A 16,603-nucleotide genomic window follows, 5' to 3' on the forward strand; every position below is an offset into this window, starting at 1 on the left:
TATCATGGCAGAAGATCGTCACCAACAACGCCAGCAGCGCCTGAAAGAACAGGTCGATGCCCGCATCGCTGCGGCTCAGGATGCACGGGGTTTACTGCTGGTTTTCACCGGTAACGGCAAGGGCAAGACTACCGCAGCATTTGGCACTCTGACTCGCGCTGTCGGCCACGGGATGAAAGCCGCCGTCATTCAGTTCATCAAGGGAGAGTGGCCGAACGGTGAGAAGAATCTGCTGCAGCAGCACGGCGTTGAGTTTCAGGTGATGGCCACCGGTTTTACCTGGGAAACCCAGGATAAAGCCAGCGATACCGCCGCTTGTCAGGCCGTATGGCAACACGGCAAGCGTATGCTGGCCGATAGCAGCCTGGATCTGGTGCTACTGGACGAACTGACCTACATGGTCAGCTACGGGTACCTTGAGCTGGATGAGCTGCTGGAGGCGCTACGACAACGCCCTGCACACCAGACGGTGATTATCACCGGGCGAGGATGCCATAGAGATCTGTTGGAACTGGCGGATACGGTCACGGAGATGCGACCGGTGAAACACGCGTTTGACGCGGGTATCAAGGCACAACAGGGAATTGACTGGTAACGCAAAGAAAACGCCGCAGCCCGGAGAGGGTTGCGGCGTAATGATTAGCTACGCTTGGCGGGCTTGCCAGGCTTGCTGCCTGCCGCACTACGACGTCCGCTGCCGGCCACCTGGGTATGGCGCTTGACGGCACGACGGATCTGATTGGCTTTCACGCGGCGACGTTCACGCTCAATCGGCATCTTGCTAACGGTTTCCGGTTTTAATTCAACCAGTTCACGCAGATAGTTAATTGCCGGCAAGTCCAGTTCGGTCCAACCGCCACGCGGCAGGCCTTTCGGCAGATCGATATCGCCGTAACGCACACGGATCAGGCGACTCACCTGCACGCCGACCGCTTCCCAAAGACGACGAACTTCGCGGTTACGCCCTTCGGTCAAAGTGACGTTGTACCACTGGTTAATGCCTTCGCCACCCTGGAAACTGATGGTGCGGAAAGCGGCCGGGCCGTCTTCCAGCTGAACGCCCTTGCTCAGTTGCTTGATTTTTTCGTCATCAATCTGACCAAATACACGCACCGCATATTCACGCTCAACTTCACGGCTTGGGTGCATCAGGCGGTTCGCCAGTTCACCGTCAGTGGTGAACAGCAACAAGCCTGAGGTATTGACGTCCAGACGCCCTACTGCCACCCAGCGTGAGCCACGCAGTTTAGGCAGGCGATCAAATACTGTCGGACGGCCTTCAGGATCGCTACGGGTGCAGAGTTCGCCTTCCGGCTTGTAATACGCCAGTACGCGGCAAACCGCTTCTTCGGATTCTTTAACCGAGACCACGTGACCATCCAAACGGATTTTCATTGAAGCGGTTACTTCAACGCGATCACCCAGCTTGGCGACTTTACCGTCAACGCTGACGCGGCCGGCTTCAATAATGGTTTCGATTTCACGACGCGAGCCATGGCCAGCGCGCGCTAAAACTTTCTGTAACTTCTCGCTCATTGAGCAACCTCTAGTGTCGCCTTCACAGGCGTCGGGGGGATGACCACCGCGGCGTCGAGCGCCACGGCAGTAACAATACGTTTACATAGATCGAACCGCGCATTATACAGGCTTTCAATAGGGTTGAAACCCACTTTATTGTCGGGTCGATTATCAAAAGCTATTGATGGCTTCAACACGCGGGGGAAAACGGGCGCAGGCCCGTTAGATAAACAACTGCAGTTATTTAATTAATGACCGAGAAAATTGACAACCTCCCGATATACCACCTCCGGCTGTTCGAGAATACCGAGATGAGTACGGGCATCATCCAGCCGCGTAACCGAGAAGAACGGATGGTCAACGGCAAACCCCTGTTGGTGCCGCAGGTAATCGTCATCACGATCCAGCGAGTAAATATGCCGACAAACCGGAGGGGAGCTTAATTGACTCAGCCGGTGAAGTGGCGAACGGTATTGCAGATAGGCTTGTTCAATCGCTACGCCAGCCGCCTGCCAAACGCGAAAATCTTCCTGCGCCATTTCGACAGTCAGATGATGTTTAACCCGTGGTTGCTCAATTCCCCCCTGCCAGAAACTAAACAATTCATCACGTGCCGCCAGCCATTTTTCTGGCCGCTGCATTTGTTGCACCGAATCGAAAAATGCCGGTTCAGGCTGAGTCATGATCCAATCGAGAAAGACCATGGCTTGCGTCTGCTGTGGCAAGCTCTCGGCCAACGCCACCGCAATCCAACTGGCGTGTGCCACCGACAACGTCGCAAACCGATTCACCCGCAGTTCAAGTAACAGTTGGCGCAAATCCACCAGCAAATCCTCAGCGCCCAGCGCAAGATCGACACCGCCGGCGGACAGCCCGTGGCCACGCCAGTCGAGACTGATCACGCGGTATTGTTGCTCCGCCAGTGCGGTAAAAGGGGCAAAAACGGTTTTCGGCTCACACCAGCCAGGCAGCAAGAGCAACGTCAGTGGACCTGAGCCGGAATCTTGATAATCGAGGGAAAGAGTGCCATGGCGAAACGCTGTCATTTTGTCTCCTAAACGTCATTGCCCTAAATCACTTAGGGGTTTATGCGCTAGTGGTAAAATGACAGCGTTTATCGATCTCATCTATGGGAAATGATGCTAACAAACCGGCTTCGCACCTAATGAAAAAATACGCACGAAACGGACTGTTTTAATGCCGTTCACAAGGGTAAGCGGCGGTTAACGCCAGCATAATCACCGAAGGCGCTGAATAGTGCAGCTGTTCCGGGTGTTCATTTAAATATTGCATGACAGCATCCGAGGCCATGCCCACGCTCATACCGGCATCCGGGCAAATATTGCGGTTGCCCTGCATCGAAAAGGTATCAAATACCCCGGCTACATAGCCCATAAACATCCCGCCATCGAGGGCTTCGGCAACGGTGGCTGCACCATTTTTATTTTTCACATAGCCGCTGGTCTCAGACAGCAAAGCACTGCCGGAATAAAAACCTGCACTGGCCGCAGAGGAAAACAATATGGCTGCTAAAAGAGAAACCCGCTTAATCATCGCTATGCATCCTGCCTATTATCTATTTTTGATATTGTAGAATAGCGGCTTTAACCCTAAATGACGCCGTTTCGGCCACTTTTCAGAATAATGAGCAAAAACTACCGCTATGAATCAACGGAAAGGCGTTGGGTCACCCGCCCCTTCGCGCAGCACTTCCGGTGCGGACTCGGTCAGGTCAACCACCGTGGTCGGTTGCTGCCCCAGGAAGCCACCGTGGATCACCAGATCCACCTGTTTACCCAGGTGTTCGCTGATTTCTTCCGGGTCGGATTCGGCAAAATCATTGCCTGGCAGCATCAACGTAGTCGACATCATCGGTTCGTTTAATACTTCCAGTAACGCCAGCGCAATCGGGTTCGACGGCACGCGCAATCCTATGGTTTTACGTTTGTCATTCATCAGGCGGCGCGGGACTTCCTTGGTCGCTTTCAGAATGAAGGTGTAGTTGCCGGGAGTGTTGTTTTTGATCAGTCGGAACGCGGTATTGTCGACATAAGCGTAAGTCGATAACTCAGACAGATCGCGACACATCAGCGTAAAGTTATGATTGCCGTCCAATTGACGAATGCGACAGATACGCTCCATCGCCGACTTTTCTTCCAGCTTGCAGCCCAGCGCGTAACCGGAATCGGTGGGATAAACGATCACACCGCCCTTACGCAGTACATCCACCGCCTGATTGATCAGTCGCGGTTGGGGATTGTCTGGATGAATATAAAAAAGCTGACTCATGACTTGCTCCTAAAAATGATGCTCGCGGGCGGCATCGCTCACGTTAAATCAATCGACTTTGGCCAGTTGTGGCTGCGACCAGTCACGCCACACGGGTTCAACACCGCCGGGTAACCACAGTTTACGGCCCAGTTCGATCCACGAGCAGGGCTGATGGAAATCAGAGCCCTGCGACGCCAATAATTGATATTCCTGCGCATACTTCGCCAATTGCGAACGCTCATGCGGCGCCTGCTGACACTGTGCAACTTCCATGGCATCACCACCATGTTCCGCAAAGTGCGCCAGCAACCGCTTCAGCCATTTGGCCGTCAGGTCGTAACGGCCCGGGTGCGCTATCACCGCCTGACCGCCGGATTGATGAATGACATCAATGGCTTGTTCTATTGTACACCACTGTGGCGGAACGTAGCCGGTTTTGCCTTTGGCAAGGTATTTCTTGAACACCTGAGCCATATTATCGGCCATGCCGATCTGCACCAGATAACGGGCAAAGTGGCCGCGGGTCACCGCCCCGCCGTCTGCCAATTTTTGTGCGCCTTCAAAAGCACCTTCAATACGCGCCTTGGCCAGTCGCACGCCTATTTCATGGGCGCGCAGGTGACGGCGCTCGGTCTGTTCGGCCAACAGCTGCACCATCGCCGGGTGCCTGGTCTCTATCCCCAGGCCCACGATATGGATCTCGTGGTTTTCCCACAGCGTGGAGATCTCTACCCCGTTAACCAATTGCAACGGCAGTGACAATTCAGCAATGGTTGCCGCCGCTGCGGCCAGGCCCGCGGTGGTATCGTGGTCGGTAATCGCCAGTACGCCCACCCGCATTTCAACCGCCCGCTGCACCAGCTGCGCTGGCGTCAAATAGCCGTCAGAGGCGGTGGTATGGCTGTGGAGGTCGTAGAGAGTAAATGCGGAAGGTTGGGGGTTGCTGTCTGTCAAAAGGAATATCCGGCAATGGCTTGGTCTTCTATCATACCCGCGATCGCCCGGCAGACGGAAATCTATTCTGGTCCGAGGCCCCTTCCCGCTGATGAAAATAATTCACGCTTGCCGCTAAAACATTGTGCGAAAAGAGGGTTGACTTTACCCCCACGAACCAGTTAACTAGTACACAAGTTCAGGGCAATTCCCTGGTTGGATGATAAACAAGAGAGCATAGAAATGAATAAGCAAACTTCTCTTCTTCGTTGGTGGCGTCACTCCCTTTCTCGGGCGGAGTAATCACGCATACCTGTCATCTGACACTGCAGATTCCCTAAGCCCGCTGGTAACGCGGGCTTTTTTATGGATAAATTTTAACTGGAACCACCAATGATGAACATCAAACCACAACTCAAATTACTGAAGGCGGAGGCCAGTTACCGGGGCGATCCGACCACCATTTTCCACCAGTTGTGCGGCGCTCGTCCGGCTACCCTGCTGCTGGAATCAGCTGAAATCAACAGCAAGCAAAACCTGCAAAGCCTGTTGGTGATCGACAGTGCCCTGCGCATCACCGCTCTGGGCCGCACCGTGAAGCTGCAGGCGCTGACCGCCAACGGCGCGGCGATGCTGCCGTTGCTGGACGAAGCCCTGCCGGCCGAAGTCCAGATCCAGGTACGTCCTAATGGGCGTGAACTGACCTTCCCGGTGATTGATGCCATTCAGGATGAAGATGCCCGCCTGCGTTCGCTGTCGGTGTTTGATGCACTGCGCACTCTGCTGACGCTGGTTGACTCCCCGGCTGACGAACGTGAAGCGGTGATGCTTGGCGGCCTGTTTGCCTACGATCTGGTTGCCGGTTTTGAAGACCTGCCGGAACTGCGCCAGGATCAGCGCTGCCCGGACTTCTGTTTCTATCTGGCGGAAACCCTGCTGGTACTGGATCACCAGCGCGGCGTTGCCCGTCTGCAGGCCAGCGTTTTCACTGCCGACACGGCGGAAGAGCAACGTCTGCAACAGCGCCTGGAACAGCTGCAGGTTCAATTGAAACAGACGCCTCAACCAATTCCCCACCAGAAACTGGAAGACATGCAACTGAGCTGCAACCAGACCGATGAAGAATACGGTGCGGTCGTCAGCGAATTGCAACAGGCTATCCGTCAGGGCGAAATCTTCCAGGTAGTACCATCGCGCCGTTTCTCACTGCCTTGCCCAGCCCCGCTGGCCGCTTATCAAACGCTGAAGGACAACAACCCAAGCCCGTATATGTTCTATATGCAGGATGATGAATTCACCCTGTTCGGTGCATCGCCGGAAAGCGCGCTGAAATACGATGCCGGCAACCGCCAAATCGAGATCTACCCGATTGCCGGTACCCGTCCTCGCGGGCGTCGCGCCGATGGTTCGCTGGATCTGGATCTCGACAGCCGTATCGAGCTGGAAATGCGCACCGATCACAAAGAACTGGCCGAACACCTGATGCTGGTCGATCTGGCGCGTAACGATTTGGCGCGCATCTGTCAGGCCGGTAGTCGCTATGTGGCCGACCTGACCAAAGTGGACCGCTACTCATTCGTGATGCACCTGGTTTCCCGGGTGATTGGTACCCTGCGCGCCGACCTCGACGTGCTGCACGCCTACCAGGCCTGTATGAACATGGGCACCCTGAGCGGTGCGCCAAAAGTACGCGCCATGCAGTTAATTGCCGCCTCTGAAGGCACGCGTCGCGGTAGCTACGGCGGTGCAGTCGGTTATTTCACTGCCACCGGCGATTTGGATACCTGTATTGTCATCCGCTCCGCGTATGTTGAAGACGGCATTGCAACCGTGCAAGCCGGCGCCGGCGTGGTGCTGGATTCTGTTCCTCAGGCGGAAGCCGATGAGACCCGTAATAAGGCACGAGCCGTGCTGCGTGCCATTGCCAGCGCGCACCAGGCCAAGGAGGTGTTCTGATGGCCGATATCTTACTGCTCGATAACGTTGATTCCTTTACCTATAACCTGGTCGACCAGCTGCGTGCCAGCGGCCATCAGGTGGTGATTTACCGTAACCAGATTTCTGCCGAAGTGATTATCGAACGCCTGCAGCAGTTGGAACAGCCTGTTCTGATGCTGTCACCGGGGCCAGGTACCCCGTCCGAAGCCGGTTGCATGCCGGAGCTGTTACAACGCCTGCGCGGCCAGTTACCTATTATCGGCATCTGTCTGGGTCATCAGGCGATTGTCGAAGCCTACGGCGGCCACGTTGGCCAGGCCGGTGAGATCTTGCACGGCAAGGCCTCGGCCATCAGCCACGACGGCGAAGGGATGTTTGCCGGGATGGTGAACCCACTGCCGGTGGCACGCTATCACTCCCTGGTCGGCAGCAATATCCCGGCCGAGCTCACCGTCAACGCCCAGTTTGGCGAGATGGTGATGGCAGTACGTCATGACCAGCATCGCGTATGCGGTTTCCAGTTCCATCCGGAATCGATCCTGACCACCCACGGCGCGCGTTTGCTTGAGCAGACACTGACCTGGGCGCTGGCGAAATAACGAGGGATACGACGATGCAAACTATTCTTGAAAAACTGTACCGTTCAGAGTCGATGGACCAACAGGAAAGCCAGCAGTTATTCAGCGCCATCGTGCGCGGTGAGCTGGAACCAAGCCAATTGGCAGCGGCACTGATCAGCATGAAAATTCGCGGCGAACGCCCGGAGGAGATCGCCGGAGCGGCCAAAGCGCTGCTGGCCGACGCCCTGCCGTTCCCACGCCCGGATTACCCGTTTGCCGACATCGTCGGCACCGGTGGCGACGGCACCAACAGCATTAATATTTCCACCGCCAGTGCCTTTGTGGCAGCGGCATGCGGCGCCAAAGTGGCCAAACACGGCAACCGCAGCGTTTCCAGCCGGTCCGGCTCCTCTGATCTGCTGGCGGCATTTGGCATTCGCCTGGATTTGCCGGCAGAAGAAGCGCGTAAGGCACTGGACGAACTGGGCGTGTGCTTCCTGTTCGCACCGCAATATCACACCGGTTTCCGCCATGCGATGCCGGTACGCCAGCAACTGAAAACCCGCACGGTGTTCAACGTGCTCGGTCCGTTGATCAACCCGGCACGCCCACCGCTGGCGCTGATCGGCGTTTACAGCCCGGAATTGGTGCTGCCGATTGCCGAAACCCTGCGCGTGCTGGGTTATCAACGGGCAGCGGTGGTACACGGCGGCGGTATGGATGAAGTGGCGATACATGCGACTACTCATGTGGCCGAATTGAACAACGGTGAAATTGAAAGCTATCAGTTGACGCCACAGTCCTTCGGGCTACAAAGCTATCCGCTGGAAGCCCTGCTGGGCGGCTCACCGGAAGAAAATCGTGACATTCTGGCAAGGTTGTTACAAGGTAAAGGTGACCCGGCACACGCCGCTGCGGTAGCCGCTAACGTGGCGCTGCTGCTGAAGTTATTCGGGCATGAAGACCTGCGCCAAAACGCGCAGCAGGCACTGGACATGATTCACAGCGGGCAAGCTTACGAGCGCGTCACCGCACTGGCAGCAAGAGGATAAATGATGCAGGAAACCGTGCTCAACAAGATTGTTCGTGACAAAGCGCAATGGGTCGCAGCACGACAGCAACAACAGCCACTGGCCAGTTTTCAGAATGAAATCGTCCCGAGTGAACGCGGTTTTTACCACGCGTTAGAGGGAGCCAGAACGGCGTTTATTCTTGAATGTAAAAAGGCATCCCCTTCCAAAGGGTTGATCCGCGAAAACTTTGATCCGGTGGAAATCGCTGAGGTCTACAAGGATTTCGCCTCGGCGATCTCGGTGCTGACCGATGAAAAATACTTCCAGGGCAGCTTCGATTTTCTGCCGCTGGTCAGCAAGACGGTGACACAGCCGGTACTGTGCAAAGATTTTATTATCGACCCGTACCAGATCTACCTGGCTCGCTTCTATCAGGCCGATGCCATCCTGCTGATGCTGTCGGTGCTTAATGACGAGCAATACCTTCAGTTAGCCGCGGTGGCGCACAGCCTGAACATGGGCGTGCTGACCGAAGTGATCAGTGAAGAAGAGCTGCAACGGGCCATTACTCTGGAAGCGCGCGTGGTGGGTATCAATAACCGCGATCTGCGCGATCTGAGCATCGATCTGGATCGCACTCGTCAGTTGGCGCCACGCGTGCCACACGGCGTGACGGTGATCAGCGAGTCCGGCATCAACAACTACGGCCAGATCCGCGAATTGAGCCGCTTTGCCAACGGTTTTCTGATTGGCAGTGCATTGATGTCGGAACCCGACCTGCGCGCCGCCGTACGCCGGGTAATGCTCGGCGACAATAAAGTGTGCGGGCTGACCCGTCCGCAGGATGCCGCCGCGGCCTATCAGGCAGGTGCCGTCTACGGTGGGCTGATTTTTGTCGGGCGCTCCCCGCGCTATGTCGATATCACCCGTGCCCGTGAAGTCATTTCCGGCGCTCCGCTGAAATACGTCGGCGTGTTCTGTGACGCACTGGTAGAAACGGTAGTACAGACTGTCGCACGTCTGGGCCTGAAAGCAGTGCAACTGCACGGCGCGGAAGACCAAACCTATATCACCGCCCTGCGCGCCGAACTGCCGATCGACTGTCAGATTTGGAAGGCGCTGAGCGTGAAAGACCATTTGCCAAAGCGTGATTTGCAGCACGTTGACCGTTACCTGCTGGATAACGGCGCGGGCGGCACCGGGCAACGTTTCGACTGGTCGGTACTCCAGGGTGAAAACCTGGAAAACGTGATGCTGGCCGGTGGCCTGGGTGCAGACAACTGTGTTGACGCGGCCAAGCTCGGCTGCGCCGGTCTGGACTTTAACTCCGGCGTTGAGAGCCAGCCCGGCATTAAGGATCCTGTCCGCCTGGCGGCGGTGTTCCAGACCCTGCGCGCTTACTGAAGATCATTAACGGATAATAACGGGAACTATAATGACGCTGCTTAACCCCTACTTCGGCGAATTTGGTGGCCAATATGTGCCACAGATTCTGATGCCGGCCTTAAAACAACTGGAAGAAGCCTTTGTCAGCGCACAGCGCGACCCGGAGTTCCAGGCTGAATTTATCGACCTGCTGAAAAACTACGCCGGTCGCCCAACGGCGCTGACGCTGTGCAGAAACCTCACTGCCGGTACCAAAACCAAGCTGTACCTGAAACGTGAAGACTTGCTGCACGGCGGCGCACACAAAACCAACCAGGTGTTGGGTCAGGCACTGTTGGCCAAACGCATGGGAAAAACCGAAATCATTGCCGAAACCGGTGCCGGTCAGCATGGCGTTGCCTCGGCCCTGGCCTGTGCCTTGCTCGGTCTGAAATGCCGCATCTATATGGGTGCCAAAGATATTGAACGCCAGTCGCCGAACGTCTTCCGCATGCGTCTGATGGGGGCGGAAGTAATCCCGGTGCATAGCGGTTCTTCTACGCTGAAAGACGCCTGTAACGAAGCGCTGCGCGACTGGTCTGGCAGCTACGAAACCGCCCACTATATGTTGGGTACCGCAGCAGGCCCACATCCGTATCCAACCATCGTACGTGAATTCCAGCGCATGATCGGTGAGGAAACCAAAGCGCAGATGCTGGAGCGCGAAGGCCGCCTGCCTGATGCGGTACTGGCCTGTGTCGGTGGTGGCTCCAACGCCATCGGCATGTTCGCTGACTTTATCGATGATGCCAGCGTGGGTCTGATCGGCGTTGAACCCGCCGGGCTGGGTATTGAAACCGGCCAGCACGGCGCACCCTTGAAGCACGGCCACGTGGGGATCTATTTCGGCATGAAAGCGCCGATGATGCAGACTTCCGAAGGCCAGATTGAAGAGTCCTATTCCATTTCAGCCGGGCTCGACTTCCCTTCCGTTGGGCCGCAGCACGCCTATCTGAACAGCATTGGTCGCGCAGAATATGTGTCGATTACCGATGACGAGGCGTTGGACGCCTTCAAGGCCCTGTCGCGTAGCGAAGGGATTATCCCGGCGCTGGAGTCTTCCCATGCCCTGGCACACGCGCTGAAAATGATCCGTGAAACACCGCAAAAGGAACAGATCCTGGTGGTTAACCTGTCTGGCCGCGGCGACAAAGACATATTTACCGTTCACGACATTCTGAAAGCACGGGGAGAAATCTGATGGAACGTTACCAGCAACTGTTCGACCGCCTGGCAAGCAACAAGGAAGGCGCCTTCGTCCCGTTCGTGACCCTCGGCGATCCTAACCCGACATTGTCATTGCAAATCATCGATACTTTGGTTGAAGCCGGTGCCGACGCGCTGGAATTGGGTATCCCGTTCTCCGATCCACTGGCTGACGGCCCAACCATCCAAAGTGCGGCGCTGCGCGCATTCGCCTCTGGCGTCACACCAACCCAGTGCTTTGAAATGCTGGCCGCCATCCGTCAGAAGCACCCTGGCATCCCCATTGGTTTGCTGATGTACGCCAACCTGGTGTTCCATAAAGGCATCGATGCGTTTTACCAACGCTGCGCCGAAGTGGGCGTTGATTCGGTGTTGATTGCCGACGTGCCGTATGAAGAGTCTGCGCCCTTCCGGGCCGCCGCTATCCGCCATGGCATCGCGCCGATCTTTATCTGCCCGCCAAATGCCGACGATGATTTGCTGCGTGAAATCTCCTCACACGGCAGGGGATACACCTACCTGTTGTCACGCGCTGGCGTAACCGGGACCGAAAGTCGCGCGCAATTGCCACTGCATCACCTGGTGAACAAACTGCGTGAATACCATGCAGCCCCACCGCTGCAAGGGTTTGGCATTTCCGAGCCGGCTCAGGTGCGTGATGCACTGCAGGCCGGGGCTGCCGGAGCGATATCCGGCTCGGCGATCGTCAAGATTATCGAGCAAAACCAAGCGCAACCGGCCGAAATGCTGACCCGACTGGCGACCTTTGTCAGTGAAATGAAGGCCGCAACACGGGCGTAATTCCTCAACAACGGGTGCAGAGGATCTGTACCCGTTGTTAACATATTGTTTCCCTTCAAGGTTGTGCTAATTTTTTACAGCTTGGATTTGAACAAACCCCATTCTTGTCTCACAATGAATCTTGCGCGTCGGGCATTTCTTTATTGGGAGGGAATGCGCTACGTTTTTAGATGACAACCTAAATGTAGTTTCAACAATAACATTGCATGGAGAGTAATTTATGAAGCTATTTAAAACCCTTTCGGTCTTATGCATGGCAGCCGTTGTGGCATTCGCAGTGAGTGCCTGCGCGCCAACAGCGAAATCTGAAGGGACTGGTGGTTATATTGACGATACGGTAGTAACGACCAAGGTGAAGTCAGCGCTGCTGGCGGATAAAACCATCAAATCTACCGAAATCAGCGTCGAGACCTTTAAAGGTCGTGTACAGTTGAGCGGTTTCGTCAGTTCAAGCGCCGATGCCAACCGCGCAGTGCAGGTGACTCGTGGTGTAGCGGGTGTGAAATCTGTTGAAAACGTGATGAATATCAAGTAGTAAAAATAAAACGGAGGCGCTGTATGCGCCTCCCTGTTTCACCCCTGTCAGAAGCGATACCCTGCCCCGAACATAAACACCCACGGATCCAAACGCGTATCGATGCTGTGATGATTACCGTCCGCGTCGTCAAAGCGAGTTTTGGTTTCGATGTTCATCCACCACACTGACATGTTCAGCATCCAGTGCTCATCCAGGTTGTAATCCAGGCCCGCCTGCGCGGCCACGCCCCAGGAGTCTTTCAAGCTCAGGTTGCTCAGCCCGGCGCTTTTACCGTTGTCGTTGAATTTTTCATCGAAGAAGGTGGTGTAGTTAACCCCCAGCCCCAGATACGGACGCAGTTTGTCCTGCTTATCGCCAAAGTAGTATTGCGCCATCAGGCTTGGCGGCAGATCGCGCACGGTGGCGATATCACCGTTCACCGCCTTGCCATTCAGCCCCACTTTATGGCGAAATGGCGTTGCGGCCAGCAGTTCGACACCAATATTGTCCGTGACCATATAGCCGAAGGTCAGACCAAGCTGGGTATTATTGTCGGCACTGAATGAGCCTTGCCCCAGCACGTCATCCGATCCGGCGTTTGGCCGCACCGTTGCAGCGCCGGCGCGGAAAAGAAAATCCCCTGCCTGATGTGCACTTGCCAACATAGGGGCCATCATCGCCGCCAATACCACCAGAGTTGTCTTTTTCATTGTCCATTCCATTTGTGTGGTTATCATCCGGGGGAATATACCTACTTACGGGTATTTATGATCCCATCGAGATCACATCTTATGTGTAAAAATTTTAAATCCTACTAAAAACAAGGTTACCTAAGAGGCTAATAAATCAAGAATTGATCTGAATCAAAAAAACACTTTTGTTGCAAATTATCTACATGTTTAGTTATGGGACGTAGCATAAACGGGGCAAATATTTTCATCCTTCGACCGGCTCAAGGGTGACAAATCTAGCGGGAATTAGGTTAAACGCTGTGGTTTGAAAGATAATGAGTAGATAGCAATAACGGCGATCGCCGAAGAAATCGTCGCAGTGCACTTCACGGGGTGCCACAGCGGCCTGGAACAGGGTACAATCGCCCACTGATTTTGATTTATCTCTGTTTCTCGATGCCAAGGAGTCTGCATGCCTATCACGGCCAACACGTTGTACCGTGACAGTTTTAATTTTTTCCGTAACCAACTGACCAGTATCCTGATGCTGGCGCTGTTGACCGCGTTCATTTCTGTACTGCTCAATCAAGCTTTCAGCCCTGATGTCGAACAGTTGAAGATCCTGAGCGCAACGGAAGGTGACTTTGCTGCATCCGCCGGTATGGGGATCCAGGAAATCATTCAACAAATGACGCCTGAACAACAGATGGTGTTATTGAAAGTTTCAGCCGCCGCCACCTTTTCCGCATTAGTGGGCAACGTGTTGCTGGTTGGCGGGATGCTGACATTGATTCGCCTGGTTTCCCAGGGGCAGCGTATCAGCGCACTGCGCGCCATCGGTGCTTCCGCGCCCGAGTTGCCGCGTCTGTTGTTGCTGCTGTTCACCTGCACGCTGTTGATTCAACTGGGCCTGACGCTGTTTGTGGTACCTGGCGTGATCATGGCGATCGCTTTCTCGCTGGCACCGGTGATCACCGCTACCGACAAGAAAGGCGTGTTTGCCTCGATTAAGCTGAGCTGCAAGTTGGCTTTCGCCAATGCGCGTGTGATTGTTCCGGCGATGATGCTGTGGCTGGCAGCCAAGCTGCTGGTGTTGTTTATGGTGAGCCACCTTTCGGTGCTGACCCCGAACGTCGCCAGCGTGGTATTGACTGCATTGAGCAACCTGGTTTCCGCCCTGTTGCTGGTTTACCTGTTCCGTCTGTATATGCTGCTGCGCAGCTAATTTTGCCACAGGAACTTAAAGGGCACGCCTCGGCGTGCCCTTTTGCTTACTGAGTCACCGGCGGTTCAGCCTGTTCCTTACTTTGAATCAGCTTCAGCGCCAGGTACAAATCCGGCACCAGGATCAATTCCCGGTCGCGCCCCATTCGATTGATACGGAACCAGCGCGTCAGCTCGGTTCGCCGCCCTGCCAGTACCAGTCTCACGTTACGCTGTAACAAATCCCGTTTCAATTCGTCGATGGCCGCCAATACGCTGATATCGGCATGGGTAAAGCTGGCAACCGCATCCACCACTACCCAACGCGGCTGGAACGGCGTGCTGTCGACCAGGTTGAGGATCCGCCGCTTGAAGTACGCCACGTTGAAATAGGTCAGCGGCGAGTTGAAACGATACATCATCACGCCGGGTACCGCTTTAATGCCGTTATTGTTGCCCATTGAGTGAATCATGCCTTCGTCATTAACACCCAGCAGTTGTTCAGTCGGGCGGAACACCGTGCGCAGAAACTGCATCAGGCCCAGTAAGACCGCCAGTCCAATACCGCTTATCACCCCCACCAGCAGCACGCAGAGGAAGGTAAACATCGCCAGTCGGAAAGCCTGAGCATTACGACGCCGCATGATCCAGATACCGCGAATATCCAGCAACGACCAAGCGGCGTACATCAGCACCACGCCCAAACCCGCTACCGGAATAAACTGCAACGGTGCCATCAGGAACAACAACACGAAAGCAATCACCGCTGCTGCAATGATCGACACCAGTTGACTCTTGCCGCCGTTGGCATCATTGACCGCGGTACGTGAATCCGCCCCGCTGATGGCAAACCCCTGTGACAGCGCCGAGACTATATTCACCAACCCGAGCGCGCGGAATTCAGCGTCAGCGTTCACCTCATAACCGTTCTTCGCCGCAAAACTACGGGCAGTCAGCATCATGCTGACAAAACTCACCACCGCCAGGTTGAGCGCCGGGATCACCATGTCACGCAGTAAACCCGGTTGAAAATCCGGCCACTGCACGATGGGTAATACATCGCTAAAACCGCCCACCGTCACCACACCATGCTGCTGCAGTCCACCAGCCCAGGTCATAAAGGTCACCAGGACGATGGCAAATAACGGCGCCGGCCAGTTGGGCCGCCATTTTTTAAACCCAATCAGCGTAACCAGCGTCAGTAACGACACCGACATGGTCAGCCAATCGCTGTGCATCAGGTTGCCCGGCAGCGCGTAGATACGTTCGATCAACTGCGCCGGATGCACGCCAAAACCAAATACCTTACCAATTTGATCGACGATAATGGTGATCGCCACGCCGTTCAGCAGCCCACTGAGAATCGGCCTGGAGAGCAGGTCCGCCAGCGCACCCAGCTTAAAGCGGCTGGCCAACAGGCACCAGGCGCCCATCATCGCGGTCATCATAATGGTCAGTTGCCAGTGGCGTTCCATATTGCCTGCCGCCAATGGGGTCACAACGGCGGCAATCACCGCGCAGGTCGCCGCATCCGGCCCCACAATCAGTTGGCGTGAGGAGCCGAAAAAGGCGTAGGCCACCATCGGTAAAATACAGGAATATAACCCTACTATCGGGCTGACCCCCGCCAGTTCGGCGTAGGCAATCGCCACCGGCAAGGCCACGGCGGCCACGGATAACCCGGCGCGGATGTCCGGTTTCAGCCAACTGCGTTGATACCCTAATAAATGCGTCAAACCGGGCGTCAGCGCCTGGAGAGATTTCCACTGCATAAACTGTTTTCCGTTATAAATTATCCGGCTATTATTGTGTGTATCATGCGATGCCAATGCCGTACTGGCAATCTGCCCGCCGCGAACTCGCGACCTCAATCGTAAGTTTATGCAAATTCCTGCTTTCATGGCGGAAATCCGGTGGCCAAACGCCGATAATCATCGCTTGCCAGCGGTACACAGAGCCCGCCAAATCCGGTATAGTCGGCCGATGAACAGATGATGGATTGATTTATGAAGCAGTTTCTTGATTTCCTCCCGTTAATTGTCTTTTTTGCATTTTATAAGCTCTACGATATCTACGTCGCCTCTGGCGCGCTAATTGTTGCTACCGCCCTGGCGCTGGTGTTCACCTGGTTTAAATACCGCAAAATCGAGAAGATGACGCTGATCACCTTCCTGATGGTACTGGTGTTTGGCACCCTGACACTGGTGTTCCATAACGATTTGTTTATCAAATGGAAAGTGACGATCATCTACTGCTTGTTCGCACTGGCATTGTTGATAAGCCAACTGGTGCTCAAAAAACCGCTGGTACAACGCATGCTAGGCAAAGAGCTGACGCTGCCGGATAAAGTCTGGAACACCCTCAACCTGGCCTGGGCGATCTTCTTCCTGGTCTGTGGCCTGGCGAATATCTACGTCGCTTTCTGGCTGCCTCAGAGCGTTTGGGTTAACTTCAAAGTGTTCGGCCTGACCGCGCTGACGCTGGTATATACCCTGCTCAGCGGCGTTTATATTTATCGGCACATGCCGGAAGAACAGAAAAAATAGT

15 protein-coding genes, 1 pseudogene and 1 other annotated feature are annotated in these 16,603 nt (G+C 55.2%); of the genes and pseudogenes, 9 read left to right on the forward strand and 7 right to left on the reverse strand.

Annotated features, from left to right (window positions below; all coding sequences use genetic code 11):
- The first annotated feature begins 4 nt into the window (after window positions 1–4).
- Complete coding sequence (gene cobO, locus F8R23_RS04755) at window positions 5–595, forward strand: cob(I)yrinic acid a,c-diamide adenosyltransferase (protein ID WP_099062862.1); 591 nt, start codon at window positions 5–7, stop codon at window positions 593–595.
- Between the two features lie 44 nt (window positions 596–639).
- Here the strand turns inward: cobO and rluB are convergent, their stop codons facing one another.
- From rluB to rnm, 5 genes are all read right to left on the reverse strand, one after another.
- The gene (rluB, locus tag F8R23_RS04760) at window positions 640–1,536 is read right to left on the reverse strand and encodes a 23S rRNA pseudouridine(2605) synthase RluB (protein ID WP_085117041.1); all 897 of its coding nucleotides are present in this window, start codon (window positions 1,534–1,536) and stop codon (window positions 640–642) included.
- Window positions 1,537–1,766: 230 nt separating this feature from the next.
- Complete coding sequence (locus tag F8R23_RS04765) at window positions 1,767–2,564, reverse strand: alpha/beta fold hydrolase (RefSeq protein WP_129934506.1); 798 nt, start codon at window positions 2,562–2,564, stop codon at window positions 1,767–1,769.
- Between the two features lie 148 nt (window positions 2,565–2,712).
- Window positions 2,713–3,072: a Rap1a/Tai family immunity protein gene (locus tag F8R23_RS04770; protein WP_099062860.1), complete on the reverse strand. Its 360-nt coding sequence runs from the start codon at window positions 3,070–3,072 to the stop codon at window positions 2,713–2,715.
- Between the two features lie 114 nt (window positions 3,073–3,186).
- Window positions 3,187–3,807: an L-threonylcarbamoyladenylate synthase gene (locus F8R23_RS04775; protein ID WP_112348464.1), complete on the reverse strand. Its 621-nt coding sequence runs from the start codon at window positions 3,805–3,807 to the stop codon at window positions 3,187–3,189.
- A 48-nt stretch (window positions 3,808–3,855) separates the two neighbouring features.
- Entirely contained in the window at window positions 3,856–4,743 is an 888-nt protein-coding gene (gene rnm, locus F8R23_RS04780; RefSeq protein WP_129934505.1) for an RNase RNM, read from the reverse strand.
- A gap of 243 nt (window positions 4,744–4,986) precedes the next feature.
- Window positions 4,987–5,090 (forward strand) — a sequence feature (Trp leader region).
- Window positions 5,091–5,115: 25 nt separating this feature from the next.
- Here rnm and F8R23_RS04785 point away from each other — a divergent pair.
- The 6 genes and pseudogenes from F8R23_RS04785 to F8R23_RS04815 all read left to right on the forward strand — a co-directional run bounded on the left by F8R23_RS04785 (window position 5,116) and on the right by F8R23_RS04815 (window position 12,200).
- Window positions 5,116–6,678, forward strand: coding sequence for an anthranilate synthase component 1 (locus tag F8R23_RS04785; RefSeq protein ID WP_129934504.1), 1,563 nt, complete (start codon window positions 5,116–5,118; stop codon window positions 6,676–6,678).
- Window positions 6,678–8,272 (forward strand): annotated as a pseudogene (gene trpD / locus F8R23_RS24260) (bifunctional anthranilate synthase glutamate amidotransferase component TrpG/anthranilate phosphoribosyltransferase TrpD). The gene F8R23_RS04785 and the pseudogene trpD overlap by 1 nt, the downstream one beginning before the upstream one ends.
- Before the next feature lie 3 nt (window positions 8,273–8,275).
- Window positions 8,276–9,637: a bifunctional indole-3-glycerol-phosphate synthase TrpC/phosphoribosylanthranilate isomerase TrpF gene (trpCF, locus tag F8R23_RS04800; protein ID WP_207213251.1), complete on the forward strand. Its 1,362-nt coding sequence runs from the start codon at window positions 8,276–8,278 to the stop codon at window positions 9,635–9,637.
- A 31-nt stretch (window positions 9,638–9,668) separates the two neighbouring features.
- A complete protein-coding gene (gene trpB, locus F8R23_RS04805; RefSeq protein WP_099062853.1) occupies window positions 9,669–10,859 on the forward strand; it encodes a tryptophan synthase subunit beta in 1,191 nt (396 codons plus the stop codon).
- Window positions 10,859–11,665 (forward strand): tryptophan synthase subunit alpha, encoded by an 807-nt coding sequence (trpA, locus tag F8R23_RS04810; protein ID WP_129934501.1) that lies wholly within the window; start codon window positions 10,859–10,861, stop codon window positions 11,663–11,665. Before trpB ends, trpA begins: the two co-directional genes overlap by 1 nt.
- 220 nt (window positions 11,666–11,885) lie before the next feature.
- Window positions 11,886–12,200: a BON domain-containing protein gene (locus tag F8R23_RS04815; RefSeq protein ID WP_012145400.1), complete on the forward strand. Its 315-nt coding sequence runs from the start codon at window positions 11,886–11,888 to the stop codon at window positions 12,198–12,200.
- Window positions 12,201–12,247: 47 nt separating this feature from the next.
- Here F8R23_RS04815 and ompW read toward each other — a convergent pair whose 3' ends face one another.
- The gene (gene ompW, locus F8R23_RS04820; RefSeq protein ID WP_099062851.1) at window positions 12,248–12,892 is read right to left on the reverse strand and encodes an outer membrane protein OmpW; all 645 of its coding nucleotides are present in this window, start codon (window positions 12,890–12,892) and stop codon (window positions 12,248–12,250) included.
- 433 nt (window positions 12,893–13,325) lie between these two features.
- On the opposite strand from ompW, the gene F8R23_RS04825 reads away from it, so the two are divergent.
- Window positions 13,326–14,078 (forward strand): YciC family protein, encoded by a 753-nt coding sequence (locus tag F8R23_RS04825; RefSeq protein ID WP_151415333.1) that lies wholly within the window; start codon window positions 13,326–13,328, stop codon window positions 14,076–14,078.
- Window positions 14,079–14,124: 46 nt separating this feature from the next.
- Here the strand turns inward: F8R23_RS04825 and F8R23_RS04830 are convergent, their stop codons facing one another.
- On the reverse strand, window positions 14,125–15,828 hold the full coding sequence (locus tag F8R23_RS04830) for a SulP family inorganic anion transporter (RefSeq protein WP_129938213.1): 1,704 nt from the start codon (window positions 15,826–15,828) through the stop codon (window positions 14,125–14,127).
- A gap of 234 nt (window positions 15,829–16,062) precedes the next feature.
- Between F8R23_RS04830 and F8R23_RS04835 the strand changes: the two genes are divergently transcribed.
- Window positions 16,063–16,602: a septation protein A gene (locus F8R23_RS04835; protein ID WP_129934499.1), complete on the forward strand. Its 540-nt coding sequence runs from the start codon at window positions 16,063–16,065 to the stop codon at window positions 16,600–16,602.
- Window position 16,603 lies beyond the last annotated feature (1 nt).

Source organism: Serratia proteamaculans, from assembly GCF_008830365.1.
GTDB lineage: Bacteria > Pseudomonadota > Gammaproteobacteria > Enterobacterales > Enterobacteriaceae > Serratia > Serratia proteamaculans.

Bases quoted from the DNA above. Each gene is read 5' to 3' on its own strand.
- cobO (WP_099062862.1), top strand. From the start codon at position 5: ATGGCAGAAGATCGTCACCAACAACGCCAGCAGCGCCTGAAAGAACAG.
- F8R23_RS04835 (WP_129934499.1), top strand. From the start codon at position 16,063: ATGAAGCAGTTTCTTGATTTCCTCCCGTTAATTGTCTTTTTTGCATTT.
- F8R23_RS04770 (WP_099062860.1), bottom strand. From the start codon at position 3,072: ATGATTAAGCGGGTTTCTCTTTTAGCAGCCATATTGTTTTCCTCTGCG.
- F8R23_RS04785 (WP_129934504.1), top strand. From the start codon at position 5,116: ATGATGAACATCAAACCACAACTCAAATTACTGAAGGCGGAGGCCAGT.
- F8R23_RS04765 (WP_129934506.1), bottom strand. From the start codon at position 2,564: ATGACAGCGTTTCGCCATGGCACTCTTTCCCTCGATTATCAAGATTCC.
- F8R23_RS04825 (WP_151415333.1), top strand. From the start codon at position 13,326: ATGCCTATCACGGCCAACACGTTGTACCGTGACAGTTTTAATTTTTTC.
- F8R23_RS04830 (WP_129938213.1), bottom strand. From the start codon at position 15,828: ATGCAGTGGAAATCTCTCCAGGCGCTGACGCCCGGTTTGACGCATTTA.
- ompW (WP_099062851.1), bottom strand. From the start codon at position 12,892: ATGAAAAAGACAACTCTGGTGGTATTGGCGGCGATGATGGCCCCTATG.
- rluB (WP_085117041.1), bottom strand. From the start codon at position 1,536: ATGAGCGAGAAGTTACAGAAAGTTTTAGCGCGCGCTGGCCATGGCTCG.
- trpA (WP_129934501.1), top strand. From the start codon at position 10,859: ATGGAACGTTACCAGCAACTGTTCGACCGCCTGGCAAGCAACAAGGAA.
- F8R23_RS04775 (WP_112348464.1), bottom strand. From the start codon at position 3,807: ATGAGTCAGCTTTTTTATATTCATCCAGACAATCCCCAACCGCGACTG.
- trpB (WP_099062853.1), top strand. From the start codon at position 9,669: ATGACGCTGCTTAACCCCTACTTCGGCGAATTTGGTGGCCAATATGTG.
- trpCF (WP_207213251.1), top strand. From the start codon at position 8,276: ATGCAGGAAACCGTGCTCAACAAGATTGTTCGTGACAAAGCGCAATGG.
- F8R23_RS04815 (WP_012145400.1), top strand. From the start codon at position 11,886: ATGAAGCTATTTAAAACCCTTTCGGTCTTATGCATGGCAGCCGTTGTG.